The following is a 15,237-nucleotide window of genomic DNA, read 5'->3' as shown; positions in this document are numbered from 1 at the left end:
GCGAGCTTAGAGCTCGCCTTATTTTTTAATGATTCATACCTTTTTATCTGGGTGCCACGCACTAAAATTCTTAATATCGCCTGACTAAAAAATCCCCTTTTTAGCTGTGGGTAAGCCTAGCTATTGCAGCAGCATTAAAAATGCATTAGCAAGGCGCAAGCTTAAGCTGCAAACGTTGAGTACTGAGTAATTGTGTCTGTGCCCCTCGGCTGCGCTCAAGCATAGTCAAATGTCCCTCTTCAATATGAAGTAAAGTCTGCGCCCGTGTGCCGTATTCAGCGCTCTGAATAAAAGCACTAGAAAGTAATAACTCAAGCTCAGCACTCACACCCGTATGGGGCAAGTCTGCTTTATCAGCGGGCTGATTATCATCTAATAAAGCAAAGGCGGCTTTTTCATCAACTTCCTTTAATTGGCTAAGCCCCTGCTTAAGGCGCACCACTTTCGGCCACGGTGTATTAAGTTTTGCATTTGATAAGCCATAAATACCAGGCGTTAATAATCGCGCTTCACCGCCGACTCGGTTACTGCCATACCAAAGCTGTGCTTTCACGCCACCTACGCTCTTATGATGCTCGTTCATCTCGCCTAACAATAAGTTAAAGCCGGCATAGTCTTCGCCTTGGCGTAATACGTGTTGTAAATACGCCGCTGGGCTAAGGGGGCTGGTTAAAAAATTACTGACTAGCTCACCGCGACTGCGCAGCCCGGTCCGCAACTGAGCTTCTCGTACATTGGTGAGCGCTGCAAACCGGCCGCTGTGATTAACCCCTAACCAAGTGCCCCCCGCTTGTTGGTCGCGCCCCGCCCAAATGTTGGGCGAGTCCGGCCACCAATGAGCCGCAAGTGTGGGTCTGGCATAAAACTCATCACGATTAGCTAATAACAACAGCCGTCCTTGTTCAGGCTGCCAAGAAAACGCAATTAAACACACCGAGTGCTCCTTAATAAAGATTGAAGGCTCACTCTATACTAATTAGCCGTTAATTTAAGAGGTTTACTTATGCACATTATTTACTTTTCCCGCCTAGTTTAGGCTCATCGTCGCGCACTCGCAAAAAATGCGCAAAACGCGGTTGACCAGTATGAGTCTGTCCTTGATAGCGATAAGTAATGATACTACCAATGGCAGGAGGAGAGTGGCGTTGCTTATCGCTAAAGCCACTCCCTAAGCGAAATTGGCGCCCTTCTTTATCTTGTACTACGAGGGCACCTAGCATGTTTTTATATTTACCTTGTCCAGGCAAATAAGCCACCACCTTGGCTTCTGCATCTTGAAACTGTTTAAGCTTCAGTAACTCTTGGTTGCGCCCTGGCTGATAAAAACTATCTTGATGGCGCAGCATAACGCCCTCACCTGCGCCAGACACTATCTTTGCTAAATAGGAGGCCAGCGCTTGATTATTAGGTAGTCTGCGCTGAGCAACTACCGCTAAATAAGGACTGGAATGGCTGGAGGCTAACTCGTTTAGCGCCAGCACTCGCTCACTAAATTTTTGTGGCTGGTTTGGCATATCAAACACCATAAAACGCACTTCTCGCCATTCATCATCGCTGGCTTGATAACGGCGCACCACCGCCGATACTTTCTCAAATTGCCCACGCCCCAACCAAAGCTCACCATCTAAATGCTGCTGTGGAAACGAGGCGATAAACCACTTAGGCGCCATAAAGCGATGTCCGGCCCGTGACCACAGTGCTTCACCGTCCCAATAAGCCCGCACGCCATCGAGTTTTTCACTCACCCAATAGCGGCGAACGTCTTGTTGTTGAAAGCGAGCAGCTAACTGCAGGGGTGGCGCGTTCGGGTGCGCGGCATTAACAGAAATGGATATTACCGCCAGCGGCAATAAAGTAAGAAAATATTGCATGTCGCCCTCCTTGGCTGACTGGCATTATCTGTTAAGCATAGGAGGGAAATATCGCTTATAAAAACAGCATTAAGCTAAGTACGCTGATCGGGTACCACTTTAAGCGGGCGCCCAGCAATTAAGCCACTGATTAATTGCACAAGTTGTAAACTCATCAGCAATAATAACGCCCCCTGCCAGTGGCCACTCATATCGTGTAATAAACCCAATGACACAGGCCCTAACGCCGCCAGTAAATAGCCTATGCTTTGCGCCATCGCCGACAATGCCGTGGCTTGGGCAGTATTCTCGGCGCGCAATACAAAAAAGGATAACGCCAAACTTAAGGAGCCGCCGCAACCCATACCAATAAAGGCTGCCCATAATAAGGGCGCCGCTGTAGGTTGCCACCACACGCCTAAGATGCCTATAAAAGACACTAAGAAAGTTCCTATCACTAGCCATCGTTGGTGGGCCATTTTGGCCGCTAAAATAGGCACAAATAAGTTAAAAGGAATACTCACTAAGTTTATCAGCGCCGTGGCCGTGCCAGCTTGATGGGCATCTAAGCCATTCTCTAATAATATTTTTGGCAACCAAGTGGCCATGGAATAAAAATAAAACGATTGTAAGCCCATAAAGACGGTAATGGCCCATGCCGTTTTATCTCGCCACAGGCTAATGCGCTGCGGGTTAGCCGGGCGGCCCACACTTTTTACTCTGAGCATCGGCAACCAAAATAACACACAAAATAAGGGGAATAACGCCCACATGGCCACCGGAAAACGCCAATTATTAAATTGCTCCATTAAAGGGACAGCTAAATACACTCCGATGCCGGCCCCCATACTTAATGTCACCGAGTATAAGCCGGTCATTAAGCCTACTTGGCTTGGAAAAAACGCCTTTACTAAGCCTGGGATCAAGACATTGAGCACCGCAATCGCGCATCCTAGGAGGAGCGTGCCTAAGATAACTAACGAAAAGTTATCAAGTAGGCGAAACCCCACGCCTAAACTAATCACTATTAATCCGACAATGGTGATCCATTGCGGTGCCCAGCGCCGAGTCAGCCAAGGTACACAAATCGACATTACCCCAAAACAAATAAGGGGTAAGGTCGTTAGTAAGCTAAAGGAGCTGGCGCTAATGCCAAGACTGTCGCGAATGTCCACCACCAAGGGGCCCACAACCACGAGCCCACCTCGTAAGTTTGCGGCCGCTAACATTAAAGCGGCAATCGCCAGTGCCGAAATCAAAGGCCGACCCATAAACGGCCCTTGGGGATGGGAAGAGGACATAGTATTCCTTATTTAGGATTAGCTGAAGCTCAGTTACCCAAGCTTATGATAGAGGAGTCGCCAGCGCTGCCAATCATAACCCAAGGCAAGCTGCTATCGGGCGTCTATGGTAAGATCTGTGCTTATTTGGCGCAACTGCCGACTATAATATTGAGGATGATCATGCTCACCCCATCAAACATAACAGCGGTGATTTTAGCCGGCGGTGAAGGTCGACGGATGCAAGGCGCCGATAAAGGCTTGCTGCTGTTAGGACAACGCCCGCTAGTGGCACATCTGTTGGAGCGCCTCACTCCACAGGTTAGCCAAGTACTCATTAATGCCAATCGCAATCTGGAGCGCTACCAAGCGTATGCGCCAGTGTTTAAAGATGCCAACACTGACTTTGCCGGTCCGCTCGCCGGGATGGAAGCGGGTTTGCGCCATGCAGCTCATGACTGGGTATTATTTATCCCCTGCGATAGTCCGCTCATTCCAAATGACTTAGCCGCGCGTATGGCCAGCGCCATTACTGATATTAACCAAATTGCGGTAGTACATGATGGTGAGCAGCTGCATGCAGCCACTGCATTAATACATACCTCCTTATTGCCTTCTTTACAGCATTATCTAGACCAAGGTGAGCGTAAACTTCGCCTCTGGTATGCCCAACACCAACTCATCCCCGTCGACTTTAGCGATACGCCTAGCGCCTTTACTAATCTTAATACTCCGGCGTCATTAAAAGCCCTAGAGGCCAGTCAGCAGCTATAAAAAAAGGACGCTAATGCGTCCTTTATTAGTGAGTCTATCTACTGGCTGTTTAGCCTTTATATTTACTAAACACTAAGCTTGCGTTAGTGCCACCAAAGCCAAAGCTATTTGACATCACAGTGTCTAACTCAATGTCTTTGCACTCGGTCACTATGGGCAAATTTTTCGCTTTTTCATCAAGCTCGGTGATATTAATACTTGGAGCAATAAAGCCATGCTCTAGCATTAACAATGAATATACAGCTTCATGCACGCCTGCAGCACCTAAGGCATGACCGGTCATGGCTTTAGTAGCAGAAATGTAGGGCGCATTATCACCAAATAAATTATTAATAGCCTCTAACTCTTTTACGTCTCCTACCGGCGTTGACGTGCCATGAGTATTAATATATTGCACAGCATGAGGGGCGGTAGCCATGGCTTGCTCCATGCAACGCACCGCGCCTTCACCAGAAGGAGCCACCATATCGTAACCATCTGAAGTAGCACCATAACCGGTAATTTCGGCATAGATTTTAGCGCCACGCTTTAGCGCATGCTCTAGCTCTTCAACGACCACCATGCCGCCACCGCCTGAGATCACAAAGCCATCGCGCCCTGCATCATAAGTACGAGATGCCAACTCTGGAGTCTCATTATATTTACTAGAGAGCGCACCCATGGCATCAAACTGTAGCGCGAGTGTCCAATCTACTTCTTCACCCCCACCGGCAAAGACAATATCTTGTTTACCTAACTGAATTTGCTCTAGCGCATGGCCAATACAATGTGCCGAGGTCGCACAAGCTGAGCTAATGGTGTAGTTAATACCTTTAATCTTAAACGGGGTAGCCAAGCATGCCGAAACAGTAGAAGACATAGTGCGCGGTACCATATAAGGACCTACGCGGCGTATGCCTTTTTCGCGTAAAATATCACAGGCTTCAATTTGGTTTTTAGAAGAAGCACCGCCCGAGCCCGCCACCAGACCGGTTCGTTCGTTAGACACCATAGACTCATCAAGACCGGCATCTTTAATTGCCTGTTCCATAGAGAGATAGGCAAACGCAGCCGCATCGCCCATAAAGCGCATCACTTTACGATCTATGTGTTCTGCTGGAGCCAGATTAATATTCCCCCATACCTGGCTACGCAGGTTATGATCAGCAAATTGCTGGGAGAAGCTAATACCGGAGCGGCCCGCCTTGAGTGAGGCTAAAACCTCTTCTTGATTATTACCAATGCTGGATACCACACCGATGCCGGTAATGACTGCTCTTCTCATCTCACTTCCCTACTGTCTTTATTTGGCGCCAATTCTAACCATATTAATTGGTCAAAGTGGTCTGCTTTCACATAAAATAGCCGCTTTTACGGCCCCGGAGGTTAAGTGTCACCCCACTTTATTACAACCGCGTGTCTGGACTGGAATGACCAAGGCACGCCGATCGCTGCTGCATTCGACGATGTCTACTTTTCTAACGACAATGGTTTAGCCGAAAGCCGCTATGTTTTTCTTCAACAAAACGCCTTGCCTAACCGCTGGCGAGATCACGACCGACCATTATTTGTGGTGGCGGAAACCGGCTTTGGTACCGGGTTAAATGTGCTCGCCACTTGGCAGGCTTTTCTCGACTATCGTCGGCAACATCCGCAAGGTAACGCCCAGCGACTGCACCTGATCAGCGTAGAAAAATACCCTCTTAATCACGCAGATCTTGGCCAAGCACTGGCCCAGTGGCCAGAGCTTAGCACTTTAAGCGAACGTTTGTTAGCTGAATATCCACCGCTTTTTTCTGGCTGTCACCGTCTACAATTAGACGAAAATGTTAGCTTAGATTTATGGCTAGGCGATGTAAATACGTTGTTGCCAACGATGGAAGCGGGCTTGAGCGGAAAAGTAGATGCTTGGTATCTCGATGGCTTTGCGCCCAGTAAAAATCCCCAAATGTGGACGCCTACTTTATTTAGCCAATTAGCGCGTCTTTCTAGGGCCAGTGCCACCCTTGCCACCTTTACAGCGGCAACGCTGGTGCGGCGTGGCTTAATAGCAGCCGGTTTTGAAATACACCGTGTCAAAGGCTTTGCTAAAAAACGCGAAATGCTGGCCGGTACGCTTAGCCTTGCAAAACGCACCCACTACCCGCGCCCTTGGTTTTGGCGACGTGCTGGGCGTTTAGGTGAGACGGTGATTGTGGGGGCGGGGATCGCTGGCGCGAGCTTAGCGTGGGCCCTTACGCGGCGCGGCTTAAAGGTCACCTTAATAGAACAAAGTGCCGCGCCTGCCCAGGGCGCGTCCGGTAATCGACAAGCGGCTGTCTACCCACTATTAAATGGCGATCATGATCAATTAAGCCAGTTTTATTTACCGGCTTTTTTACATGCGCACCGCCATCTTAGCCCAGTGTTAGCGCGGCAAAAAGTGGCGCATGATTGGTGTGGTGTGGTACAGCTGGCTTACGATAAAAGCAGTGCTAATAAAATTAGTGCCCTCACTCAAGGTCAATATCCCCTTAACTTAGTCACCCCCTTAAGTGTCGAGCGCGCCCAGCAGCGCACCGGACTTGCCACTCAACTACCGGGCTTAGAATATCCATTAGCAGGATGGCTATCGCCCAGTGAGTTAACTCACGCATTATTAGAAGAAGCAAAGCAAACCGGCTTATTACAGTGTCGTTTTGATTGCACATTGCACGACTTTAGCGCTCAAGATGGGCGCTGGCACTTGAATACTAACCAAGGTGAGCGATGGACAGACAATCTTATTTTGGCAAATAGCCATCATTTATTAGCCTGGTCTCACACTCGCGACTTAGCGCTAAGCGCGGTACGAGGACAAGTCAATTATCAGAGCTCGACTCCGCTATTAGCGCCGCTTAAAACAGTAGTTTGCTATGGCGGATATGTTACGCCAGCTTGGCAAGGGCTGCATTGTATTGGCGCCTCTTACGAACGGGATAAGCTTGACCTCGACTATCAAGCCAAAGAAGAGTGGGAAAACTACCAAAAATTACGAGCAGTGCTACCTGAATTGTCGCTTAAGGAGCAAAGTGCACACAGTGGGCGGGTCAGCATACGTGCCACTAGTCGTGATCACTTGCCTATGGTTGGAGCCGTGCCCAACAAAGAGGCGCAAGTGCGTGATTATCGCACCCTTCAACGGCATAAAAACCAAACTATGCCCTTAGCAAAAGACCATGAAGGCTTATATGTGTTATCTGGCTTAGGCTCGCGAGGAGTGTGTTCGGCCCCGTTATTAGCAGAGATTTTAGCAGCTCAACTGTGTGATGAACCCTATCCCTCCCCCACACTTTGTTGGATAGCTTAGCGCCCAATCGCTCATGGACACGGCGCTTATTACGGGGACAGCCGCTAAAGAAATAAAATCGAGCTAGGATCTGGCCCTGAAGCTAAGGGTGGCTTAATCCGGTTTAATTAAGCCTAATTGGCGACCATAGTCATTTTGTTGTTGAAAATCACGCAGTAATGTTTGGGCAATGCCCAATTGATGATAGCCCACTCTGTCGGCCACTAATTGCAGTTGTTCACAATCTGGTTGCGCAGCGATTTGAAATAAAGAATGCTCTAACCACTCGGCAGATAATAAGGCGCGCTCTCTAACTAAGCGCTCATAGCCCGTGAGTGCTAAACGATAATTTTGCCACTCTGGCGTTTGTGGCCATTCTAAGGGTTCAGTAACGGCTGCCGTCAGCGACACTACCACTTGTGAAGGTCGACAGCCGGCATCGGTGTGTAAGCCAGATAATTGCCAAGAAAGCCGATAATCCACATCAGCTAAATTAGGTTCAAGCGCACTAGAGCCGTAAATGTCGACGGTTTGGCGAGCCTTTAGCACCATGTTATTGGCCCAAGCAGGCAAGGCCATCAATAAAATTAACGCCCAAAATAGTGGTTTCACTATCGCTCTCCAAGAAATAACTTAGTGCAAAGGATTGATTATAGGCAAGTCTATTAATCAAGTCATTTGAGTCTAGTGTTAAGTTACCAGATTCTGTCACAAAAAAAGGCACTAAGCTCGCCAGATAACTGACATCTTCCGCCTGCCTCTATATAGTGCCATCATTATTAATTTGGTGGGAACGCCTTATGATCACAGCCTATACCCTAGATGGCACATCTTTCAAGATTCAACCACTTGATTTAGCCGCTGAATTACCTGCAAATGTCTTATGGCTAGACATTTTAAAGCCAAGCGAAGATGAACAGCACTGGATGAAGCGCTTGTTTGTGGAAGAAATGCCCGAGCTTGATGAACTCGATGATATTGAGGCTTCGGCACGTTTTTACCGTGATAAAGACGGCATGCATATCCATTCGTTATTTCCGCAACGCTTAGGGAAAGAAATAGACGGTATTAACGTACTATTTACACTGCGCAATAACATGCTGATCAGCTTTCGTGAGGACGACTTAGGCTTAATTCGTTTGCTGCGCCATTATATGCGCCAAGACAGGGTTGAAGCGGATAATGCCGCCGATCTATTGTTGGAAATCTTAGAGCTTAAAATTGAGTATATTTCTGATCTTATTGAAGATGGCTACAAAACCTTAGAGCAAACCGCTAAGCAAGTCCTGCATGTCACTAACTTGCACAGTACGATGGCCGATTTAATGCAACAAGAGGATGGCAACGGTCATATCCGTTTAGCACTCTACGACACCCGTCGAGCGCTGCGCTTTTTACGTCGTTCTTTGCGTCAAACTTCAGATGAAGAGCAACGCCGTTGGATTGATGAGATGCTGTATGACATTGAGTCATTATTGCCTCATACCCAGTTTTTATTCGATAAAATTAACTTCCAACTCGATGCCGCACTGGGCTTTACCAGTCTTGAACAAAGCAAAGTAATTAAAATTTTCTCAGTAGCAGCGGTGGTCTTTTTACCGCCCACTTTAATTGCCAGTATTTATGGTATGAACTTTGAAATTATGCCTGAATTTAGCTGGAAATATGGGTATCCCATGTCGCTGTTAATGATGTTAGCTTCGGCGTGTGGCACCTATTACTTCTTTAAACGTAAAGGCTGGTTATAAGCCCGTCTGCTCTTTTATTATTAGGAAAGTATTATGTATAAACCGGTATTAGTAGCCCTTGGTTTCATGCTGCTTACAGGCTGTGACAACCAAGAAGTGGGCGATGTGTCGCTAGGTATGTTCACCACCAAAGACATTAAAATTGAAGTATTAGCCGATCCGCTGGTGCCAGGTGTGACCTGTCATATGTCAAATATCGTGGCTAACTTAGACTTAGCCGATCCCTCTGATATGTCGATTAGTTGCCGTCAAACCGGAGAAATAACACCCAATATGATCGCCGACATTAATAAGTCAAAAAGTGGAGAGGTGGTCTTTAAAAAATCCAAGAGTATTTTCTTAAAAAGCTTAAAAATACGCCGTATCTATGATGAAAGTAGTCAATCTTTACTGTATTTAGCCTACAGCACTAAAGAAACCTCAGGCAGCTACAAGCACGCTATGTCGACCGTTCCCCTGTGGAACACCTTGGCCTATCAAGAACCGACGCTTCCAAAAAACAAACAATAATAATCTCTATATTAAGGAGCGTAAGTGGCATATTTTATTGAGAGCGAGACGTATATAGAGCAAACGTTTCGCCGACGGTCGGTGACTCGTGAAGCACTCAACCGTCTGGAATTTGAAGATTGCATCTTTGAGCAATGCGACTTTTCTGAAAGTATCTTTACTCACTGCAAATTTATCGACTGTACCTTTAAAGACTGCAACTTAAGCTTAATTAATATGCAGAGCACGCGCTGGTTTGGCGTGCAGTTTTTCGAGTGCAAATTAGTCGGCGTAGACTGGACGACAGCCGATTGGCCGCCCTTTCATTTAGACTCAGAGCTTAGCTTTGAGCGCTGTATTCTAAATGATGGCTCCTTTTTTGGTTTAACCTTGCAAGGGCTTCGTTTAGTTGAGTGTAAGTGTCATGACATGGACTTTAGAGAAGGGGACTTTTCTCATTCTACTCTCATAGATAATGACTTTAGCCACAGTGTCTTTATGCGCACTAACTTACAAAGTTGTGACTTCACCGGTTCTAGCAACTTTAATATTCACCTTCTCGAAAACACACTCGATAACGCTAAATTTTCCCGTTTCGAAGCACTAACTCTTTTGTACAGTCTCAATATAGAGTTAGTGGATTAGGCGTAAAAGAACAGGGTGAAGTACTTAACTCGCCCTTAACTGCTCACGCCTCCCTGCTCACCTTGCTTAATTAACTGCGGATCAGTTGCTCACGTAGCGCATGAATGCGATCGCGTGTGGCGGCGGCTTGTTCAAATTCAAGGTTTTGTGCATGACTTACCATGACTTTTTCTAGCTCCGTAATTTGTTTATCCAGCTCTTTAGCACTTAATATTGGCGCAGGCGGAGATAGCTCTTTAGCACGCTTAGAACCAATACGCTTGGTGCCATCTAAGTCCAGTACATCCGTCACCGCTTTGTTCAAGCCTTGAGGAGTAATGCCATGCTCTTCATTAAACGCTTGCTGCAAAGCGCGTCGGCGTTCAGTTTCACTTATCGCCGCCGCCATCGAGCGGGTAATTTTATCGCCGTATAAAATAGCTTTACCGTTTAAGTTTCGTGCTGCACGCCCTATGGTTTGAATAAGTGAGCGCTCCGAGCGTAAAAAACCTTCTTTATCCGCGTCTAAAATCGCCACTAACGACACTTCGGGCATATCGAGTCCTTCACGCAATAAGTTAATGCCCACCAGCACATCAAATACGCCCAAGCGCAGATCACGAATAATCTCCATTCGCTCTACAGTATCAATATCTGAATGTAAGTAACGCACCTTTAGGCCATGATCTGCTAAATATTCAGACAGATCCTCGGCCATGCGTTTAGTCAAGGTGGTCACTAATATGCGCTCGTTATTAGCAATACGCAGCCGTGCTTCAGATAATACATCGTCAACTTGAGTGGCCACCGGGCGCACCTCAATGATGGGATCTAATAAGCCGGTGGGGCGCACGACTTGCTCGGCGACATCGTCTCCCGATTTTTCTAACTCATAAGCACTGGGGGTGGCCGAAACAAACACCGTTTGCGGCATTAAGGCTTCAAATTCATCAAAGCGCATCGGTCGGTTATCAAGCGCGGAAGGCAGGCGAAATCCGTATTCCACTAAGGTTTCTTTACGAGAGCGATCGCCTTTATACATGCCGCCAATTTGGGGCACGGTCACGTGAGACTCATCAATAATTAACAAGCCATCGGCCGGTAAATAATCAAATAAGGTGGGCGGTGCTTCTCCCTCGCCGCGTCCCGATAGATAGCGGGAATAGTTTTCAATGCCTGAGCAATACCCCAACTCTTGGATCATTTCGATATCAAACTGAGTGCGCTGGCTAATACGTTGTTCTTCAATGAGTTTATTGGCACTGAGTAACTGTGCTTTACGTGCTTGTAATTCCACTTTAATGTGCTCAACGGCCGAGAGCAGCTTTTCTCGCGGTGTCACATAGTGTGTTTTAGGGTAAATAGTAAAGCGCGCCAGCGATTGAGAAACGCCCCCGGTCAATGGATCAAATAAGCTTAACCGCTCAATTTCATCATCAAATAACTCGACTCTAACGGCTTGGTTATCTGACTCGGCAGGAAAGATATCAATCACCTCCCCTCTTACTCTAAAGGTACCGCGCTGAAAACCGGCATCGTTACGCTGATATTGCAGCTCCGCTAAGCGGCGCAACATATCTCTTTGCTTTAACTGCTCTCCCACCCGCAAATGCAACATCATGCTCAAATAAGACTGCGGATCCCCTAACCCATAAATAGCTGACACTGACGCCACAATAATAACGTCTCGTCGCTCCATCAGCGCTTTAGTGGCCGACAAGCGCATCTGCTCAATATGATCGTTAATAGAGGCATCTTTTTCGATAAAGGTATCTGTGGTAGGAACATAGGCTTCAGGCTGGTAATAATCATAATAGGAGACGAAATATTCCACTGAGTTATGAGGAAAAAACTCTTTCATTTCTCCATATAATTGCGCCGCAAGCGTTTTATTTGGCGCTAATATCATGGTCGGTCTATTAAGCGTGGCAATCACGTTTGCCATGGTAAATGTCTTGCCAGAGCCGGTGACGCCCAATAAAGTTTGATGAGCGAGACCAGCTTCAATCCCTTCCAGTAATTGGGCAATGGCAGTGGGTTGATCACCCGCCGCTTGATAAGGGCTGACTAGCTGGAATTCTTTGCTCATTTTTCTTTCTCCTTACTGATTAAGCCATAGTTTACCCCGTATAACGCGTTAAAATTAAGCAAAAACGAGTATTAAGTGCTGCAATAGTAAAAAAGAGGATTTAACCTTGACGAAAGCGCGGTAGCTGCGTAGTATCTGCCTCCTCCTCGTGAGATTCCCCCTTAGTTCAGTCGGTAGAACGCCGGACTGTTAATCCGTATGTCGCTGGTTCAAGTCCAGCAGGGGGAGCCAAATTTACCGCTGATGGCCAGAGTTATCCACTAGTTGACCCTTAATTTATCTTAAAATCCCACACTTACTACTTTCCTCTTTATATCGTTGTTATCTGATAGATAGCGAACGAATTTTAAGCATGTCTTTTTCTAAGTTATTGATTTTCAAAGATTTCGCCTATGGTCAAAAAATTAGCATATTATCTGAGAAGCGTGCTGCCACAGGCTTTGTCTGACATTTGCAGAGGTAGTCCACAACCTTATCCACAGAAATAGTGGATAAGTGCCGCTAAGCCATGAGCCACATGGCTTACCCCCTAATGTGTATAAGCTTTTTGTACGCGCATATTATTTAGTGCCCTTGACAGTGAAAAAATAAACTGAAGGCAATTTTAAGAAAATTCTACTTAAGCGATCGCTAACACCTCAATTTCTGGTAGTTAGTTTGATTTTTTAAGGCTTTCATAACGACAAAGTCGCCAAACCCTTAAAAAACCAACTTTTGCGCAAGCTCACTTTTTTGATATCACTTAATTAATCCTTAAGAAAAATATGCTAATCTTTGCCATCATTTAAATAAAAGAATCTCTCATGCGCTTAATCCCCTTCGCTACTGCCACACAAGTCTGTCAATGGGCGGCTCATCATATTGCTGAACGTATTACTCGCTTCGCGCCCACCGCAGAGCGCCCGTTTATATTAGGTCTGCCTACCGGCAGTACGCCTTTAGCCACCTATAAAGAGCTAATTACCTTATATCAAGCAGGTGAAGTTAGCTTTGAGCATGTGATTACTTTTAATATGGATGAATACATTGGCTTAGAAGAGGATCACCCGCAAAGCTATCGCAGTTTTATGTTTGAGAACTTTTTCAATCATATCAATATCTTGCCCGAGCACATTCATATTCCTAATGGCAACGCGACTGACTTGCTGGCGGAGTGTGAGCAATATGAAGCCACTATTCGCCAATATGGCGGCATTCATTTATTTATGGGTGGAGTAGGCAGCAATGGGCATATTGCCTTTAATGAGCCTTATTCAGCGTTTGACTCGCGCACCCGCATCACCACCCTAACTGAAGTAACGCGCCAAGATAACTCGCGCTTTTTTGATAAGGGCTTAGATGAAACACCTTATACCGCACTGAGCATTGGAATAGGAACCTTACTGGACGCTGAAGAAGTGCTATTGCTGGTCACCGGTGCGCATAAAGCACAGGCACTTCAAGCCGCGGTAGAGGGCGAGATAAGCCCCTTGTGGCCCATTTCTAGCTTGCGCCTACATAAGCACAGTTTAATTGTATGTGATGCACCTGCCTGTCATTTGCTAAGTACAATGCCTGAGCTGATTGAATAGCGATAACGCCCCGTTTTAAGAGGACAGCATGATAGCGCTAACGGATTGTCGTATTTTTACCGGCGAACATTGGCTTGAAGAGCACGCGCTCGTCATAAATGGCGAGCGGATAGTGGCTGTTATTCCTGAAGCCAAATTAGCGCCAGAGGTAAAAAAACACTCCCTACAAGGCGCTTGGGTTAGCGCAGGTTTTATCGACTTGCAACTCAATGGCTGTGGCGGCGTCATGTTTAATAGTGATATTAGCAGCGCTTGTCTGGCACACATGCAGCGCACTAACTTAGCCTCTGGCACTACCAGTTTCTTGCCAACTCTCATCACTAGCTCAGATGCGGATATGCACAGGGCACTGGCGGTAACCGCTCAATTTATGAAAGAGCACCCCCATCAAGTACTAGGATTGCACCTTGAAGGACCTTACCTCAATCTGGCCCGCAAGGGCATCCATCCGGCATCTCAAGTACGACATCTTGATAAGGCGATGCTTAATACTTTATGCCAGCACAGTGAGGTTATCGCCACTCTTACCTTGGCACCTGAATGTCACTCTTCCTCACATATTCGCCAATTAGTGGCGGCCGACATTAAAGTGGCCATTGGCCATACTGATGCCAGCTTTGAACAAGCTAAAGCAAGTTTTAACGATGGCATTAGTTTTGCTACTCATCTGTATAATGCCATGACGCCTACTACTAGTAGTGGCCGTACTCCAGGGGTAGTGGGTGCTGTCTATGATAGCCCCCATATAGGCGCGGGAATTATTGCCGATGGCGTTCACGTCCACCCTGCTAATATCCGCTTGGCGCACCGTATGCTAGGAGAGCGGTTATGCTTAGTTACCGATGCGACCGCAGCCGCTGGCGCGCCTTCTTCACTGAGGGAGTTTGATTTTTGTGGCACCACAGTGTTTATTAAAAACGGACAATGTGTCGATGAAAACGGCACCCTTGGCGGCTCTTCGCTCACTATGATCGGCGGAGTACGCTTTCTTATTAAGCAAGTGGGATTAACACTAGAGCAGGCCTTAAATATGGCAAGTCTTAATCCCGCGCGCGCCCTTAATAAAGCTCGTGACTTAGGCAGTATTGAGCCGGGTAAGGTGGCTAATTTGGTCATACTCAGCCCCGCACTGGAAGTGCTTAATACTTTGGTACAGGGGCGCTTCACTCGTGCTCCGCTTTAATAGTTACAGGAGTTGGTGTGTCTAATTTGGTTTATAGTACGGATCCTAACTGGCAAACGCCCGCAGAAAACTCAGGTGCGCAAGGCTCGTCTTTTCCAAACGATGGCATTTTGCGTTTGCGCCGAGAGACAAAAGGTCGAAAAGGCGCAGGCGTGGTGTGCATTTATGGCGCACCACCCGAGCAAATAGAGCCGCTGGCCAAACAGTTAAAAAAACAACTCGGCACGGGGGGCGCGATTAAAAAAGGAGTCATAGAAATACAAGGCGATCGCTTACCTGAAATTGAAAACTTGTTAGTGAAAAGTGGCCATAAAGTATTAAAAGTGGGCGGCTAGCTATAGCG

14 protein-coding genes and 1 tRNA gene are annotated in these 15,237 nt (G+C 46.9%); 9 read left to right on the top strand and 6 right to left on the bottom strand.

Annotated features, from left to right (window positions below):
* Positions 1–145 precede the first annotated feature (145 nt).
* The 3 genes from CBP12_RS02155 to CBP12_RS02145 all read right to left on the bottom strand — a co-directional run bounded on the left by CBP12_RS02155 (position 146) and on the right by CBP12_RS02145 (position 3,151).
* On the bottom strand, positions 146–934 hold the full coding sequence (locus tag CBP12_RS02155) for an NRDE family protein (protein WP_086962517.1): 789 nt from the start codon (positions 932–934) through the stop codon (positions 146–148).
* A 76-nt stretch (positions 935–1,010) separates the two neighbouring features.
* Positions 1,011–1,871 carry a DNA ligase gene (locus CBP12_RS02150; RefSeq protein ID WP_086962515.1) on the bottom strand — a complete coding sequence of 287 codons (861 nt, stop codon included), beginning with the start codon at positions 1,869–1,871 and terminating at the stop codon, positions 1,011–1,013.
* 74 nt (positions 1,872–1,945) lie between these two features.
* Positions 1,946–3,151: a CynX/NimT family MFS transporter gene (locus CBP12_RS02145; protein ID WP_086962513.1), complete on the bottom strand. Its 1,206-nt coding sequence runs from the start codon at positions 3,149–3,151 to the stop codon at positions 1,946–1,948.
* 162 nt (positions 3,152–3,313) lie between these two features.
* Here CBP12_RS02145 and mobA point away from each other — a divergent pair, with 162 nt between their 5' ends.
* On the top strand, positions 3,314–3,904 hold the full coding sequence (mobA, locus tag CBP12_RS02140; protein ID WP_086962511.1) for a molybdenum cofactor guanylyltransferase MobA: 591 nt from the start codon (positions 3,314–3,316) through the stop codon (positions 3,902–3,904).
* A gap of 49 nt (positions 3,905–3,953) precedes the next feature.
* On the opposite strand, the gene fabB is transcribed toward mobA, so the two are convergent.
* Positions 3,954–5,168, bottom strand: coding sequence for a beta-ketoacyl-ACP synthase I (gene fabB, locus CBP12_RS02135; RefSeq protein WP_086962508.1), 1,215 nt, complete (start codon positions 5,166–5,168; stop codon positions 3,954–3,956).
* 105 nt (positions 5,169–5,273) lie between these two features.
* Between fabB and mnmC the strand changes: the two genes are divergently transcribed.
* Positions 5,274–7,211 (top strand): bifunctional tRNA (5-methylaminomethyl-2-thiouridine)(34)-methyltransferase MnmD/FAD-dependent 5-carboxymethylaminomethyl-2-thiouridine(34) oxidoreductase MnmC, encoded by a 1,938-nt coding sequence (gene mnmC, locus CBP12_RS02130; protein WP_232455116.1) that lies wholly within the window; start codon positions 5,274–5,276, stop codon positions 7,209–7,211.
* Between the two features lie 93 nt (positions 7,212–7,304).
* Here mnmC and CBP12_RS02125 read toward each other — a convergent pair whose 3' ends face one another.
* Positions 7,305–7,802: a DUF922 domain-containing protein gene (locus tag CBP12_RS02125; protein WP_232455115.1), complete on the bottom strand. Its 498-nt coding sequence runs from the start codon at positions 7,800–7,802 to the stop codon at positions 7,305–7,307.
* Between the two features lie 188 nt (positions 7,803–7,990).
* Between CBP12_RS02125 and corA the strand changes: the two genes are divergently transcribed.
* Genes corA through CBP12_RS02110 form a run of 3 tightly spaced genes read left to right on the top strand, consistent with a single transcriptional unit; the run spans position 7,991 to position 10,072 of the window.
* Positions 7,991–8,938, top strand: a complete 948-nt coding sequence (gene corA, locus CBP12_RS02120) for a magnesium/cobalt transporter CorA (protein WP_086962506.1) — start codon at positions 7,991–7,993, stop codon at positions 8,936–8,938.
* A gap of 33 nt (positions 8,939–8,971) precedes the next feature.
* Complete coding sequence (locus CBP12_RS02115; RefSeq protein ID WP_086962504.1) at positions 8,972–9,448, top strand: CreA family protein; 477 nt, start codon at positions 8,972–8,974, stop codon at positions 9,446–9,448.
* 24 nt (positions 9,449–9,472) lie between these two features.
* Positions 9,473–10,072 carry a pentapeptide repeat-containing protein gene (locus CBP12_RS02110; RefSeq protein ID WP_086962502.1) on the top strand — a complete coding sequence of 200 codons (600 nt, stop codon included), beginning with the start codon at positions 9,473–9,475 and terminating at the stop codon, positions 10,070–10,072.
* 70 nt (positions 10,073–10,142) lie between these two features.
* On the opposite strand, the gene uvrB is transcribed toward CBP12_RS02110, so the two are convergent.
* Complete coding sequence (uvrB, locus tag CBP12_RS02105) at positions 10,143–12,140, bottom strand: excinuclease ABC subunit UvrB (RefSeq protein WP_086962500.1); 1,998 nt, start codon at positions 12,138–12,140, stop codon at positions 10,143–10,145.
* Positions 12,141–12,295: 155 nt separating this feature from the next.
* Here uvrB and CBP12_RS02100 point away from each other — a divergent pair.
* The 4 genes from CBP12_RS02100 to CBP12_RS02085 all read left to right on the top strand — a co-directional run bounded on the left by CBP12_RS02100 (position 12,296) and on the right by CBP12_RS02085 (position 15,229).
* Positions 12,296–12,371 (top strand) — tRNA-Asn (locus CBP12_RS02100).
* Between the two features lie 572 nt (positions 12,372–12,943).
* Positions 12,944–13,711 (top strand): glucosamine-6-phosphate deaminase, encoded by a 768-nt coding sequence (nagB, locus tag CBP12_RS02095; RefSeq protein ID WP_086962497.1) that lies wholly within the window; start codon positions 12,944–12,946, stop codon positions 13,709–13,711.
* Positions 13,712–13,739: 28 nt separating this feature from the next.
* On the top strand, positions 13,740–14,894 hold the full coding sequence (nagA, locus tag CBP12_RS02090) for an N-acetylglucosamine-6-phosphate deacetylase (protein ID WP_086962494.1): 1,155 nt from the start codon (positions 13,740–13,742) through the stop codon (positions 14,892–14,894).
* Between the two features lie 17 nt (positions 14,895–14,911).
* Positions 14,912–15,229, top strand: coding sequence for a translation initiation factor (locus CBP12_RS02085; RefSeq protein WP_086962491.1), 318 nt, complete (start codon positions 14,912–14,914; stop codon positions 15,227–15,229).
* The last annotated feature ends 8 nt before the right edge of the window (positions 15,230–15,237 follow it).

The organism is Oceanisphaera avium (assembly GCF_002157875.1).
Lineage (GTDB): Bacteria > Pseudomonadota > Gammaproteobacteria > Enterobacterales > Aeromonadaceae > Oceanimonas > Oceanimonas avium.
Note: the sequence above shows the minus strand (reverse complement) of the source record. Positions and strands in the feature narration are given on the sequence as shown.

Coding starts and splice junctions, on each gene's coding strand:
- CBP12_RS02150 (WP_086962515.1), bottom strand. CDS start 1,871: ATGCAATATTTTCTTACTTTATTGCCGCTGGCGGTAATATCCATTTCT.
- CBP12_RS02145 (WP_086962513.1), bottom strand. CDS start 3,151: ATGTCCTCTTCCCATCCCCAAGGGCCGTTTATGGGTCGGCCTTTGATT.
- mobA (WP_086962511.1), top strand. CDS start 3,314: ATGCTCACCCCATCAAACATAACAGCGGTGATTTTAGCCGGCGGTGAA.
- fabB (WP_086962508.1), bottom strand. CDS start 5,168: ATGAGAAGAGCAGTCATTACCGGCATCGGTGTGGTATCCAGCATTGGT.
- corA (WP_086962506.1), top strand. CDS start 7,991: ATGATCACAGCCTATACCCTAGATGGCACATCTTTCAAGATTCAACCA.
- CBP12_RS02115 (WP_086962504.1), top strand. CDS start 8,972: ATGTATAAACCGGTATTAGTAGCCCTTGGTTTCATGCTGCTTACAGGC.
- uvrB (WP_086962500.1), bottom strand. CDS start 12,140: ATGAGCAAAGAATTCCAGCTAGTCAGCCCTTATCAAGCGGCGGGTGAT.
- nagB (WP_086962497.1), top strand. CDS start 12,944: ATGCGCTTAATCCCCTTCGCTACTGCCACACAAGTCTGTCAATGGGCG.
- nagA (WP_086962494.1), top strand. CDS start 13,740: ATGATAGCGCTAACGGATTGTCGTATTTTTACCGGCGAACATTGGCTT.